The sequence below is a fragment of the Mesorhizobium sp. M7A.F.Ca.AU.002.02.1.1 genome (assembly GCF_003998535.1).
Taxonomy (GTDB): domain Bacteria; phylum Pseudomonadota; class Alphaproteobacteria; order Rhizobiales; family Rhizobiaceae; genus Mesorhizobium; species Mesorhizobium ciceri.
The window spans coordinates 1-960 of record NZ_RZPB01001296.1 but is presented as its reverse complement, the minus strand read 5'-3'; the positions used below and the strand labels follow the sequence as shown (position 1 = coordinate 960).

Here is a 960-nt window from a genome sequence, read left to right as displayed (position 1 = left end):
GTGTCTCGGCTTTTGCCTTGTTGCCGTCGGTCTGCGCTGCCGACGCGTCGTCGAAACTGTAGTCGAAGGTTTTGGCGCGGTTGGGCGGCGCATCCGAACCGGGATAAGGCAGCTCTGGCTCGGCGGCTTTGGCTCCGCCATGCGCCGGCGCTTGCCCTTCCGCACCTGCGGCGCCATCGGCATGCTCCCACGGCTCGAGATCGGTCTGGTCGGCATGAACCGGCTCTTCGGGAACCTCGGGCTGCGAAGCGTTCGCTGCTTCCTCGGCCTTCGCCTCGTCTGTCTGCGCCTCCTGCGTGGCGGCGTCCTCGTCGGCGATGCGTGAGACGGCGCCCGGCTCGAGATCGATGGTCACCGGCTCGCGGCGGCTTTTCGAGTGTCGCATCTTCGGCGTCTTGACCATGCCTGGGCTCCGCACATTCGCTTCGTCTCAACGCCTGGCGGCGCATGATGGTTCAGAAAGGGTCTAGCACATCACCAAGCGGTGAAAAGGGGCGGTGTGATGACGCGGCTCAGCGCGGCGCCTGCAAAAGCGCCAGCAATGCCTCCTCGTCAGGTTGCGCGGCAATGCGGATCCTTTCGCCGGCGGCATCGTCGAAGGCTGCGGCGATCCGCGTGGAAAGCGCAAAAACCCATGTTTTTTCGAAGAGACCGCGCAGAGCGGGCCGTCTTGCCAACATCTGCATCGCCGCCGCCGCCTTGGCTGAATAGAGCAATACCGCGTCGGCAGGTTGCCCCGACAGGCGTTCGAGGGTGACTTCGTCCGGATAACCCACTGTCAGCGTGTCATAGGTCTCGACGGCGTGGACCCGAACGCCCGCCGTCCCGAGCCTCTGTTCGAACGCCGGAAAACGCACGCGCCCGCAGAGGTAGACAATCGTCTTTCCAGAAAAATCGGCAGCGAGAACGTCGGCCAGCGCCTCGGCATCGCCGGGGCCTTCACTGACCGACCAAACCCCC

1 protein-coding gene and 1 pseudogene are annotated in these 960 nt (G+C 64.9%); both read right to left on the bottom strand.

The annotated features are described in order from the left end of the window. Window positions 1-403, bottom strand: a pseudogene (locus EN879_RS37250) (phage tail protein); the annotation flags it as partial. A gap of 109 nt (window positions 404-512) precedes the next feature. Continuing rightward, window positions 513-960 (bottom strand): uroporphyrinogen-III synthase (locus EN879_RS37245; protein ID WP_206521105.1); only part of this gene is annotated, 448 nt, incomplete at its 5' end.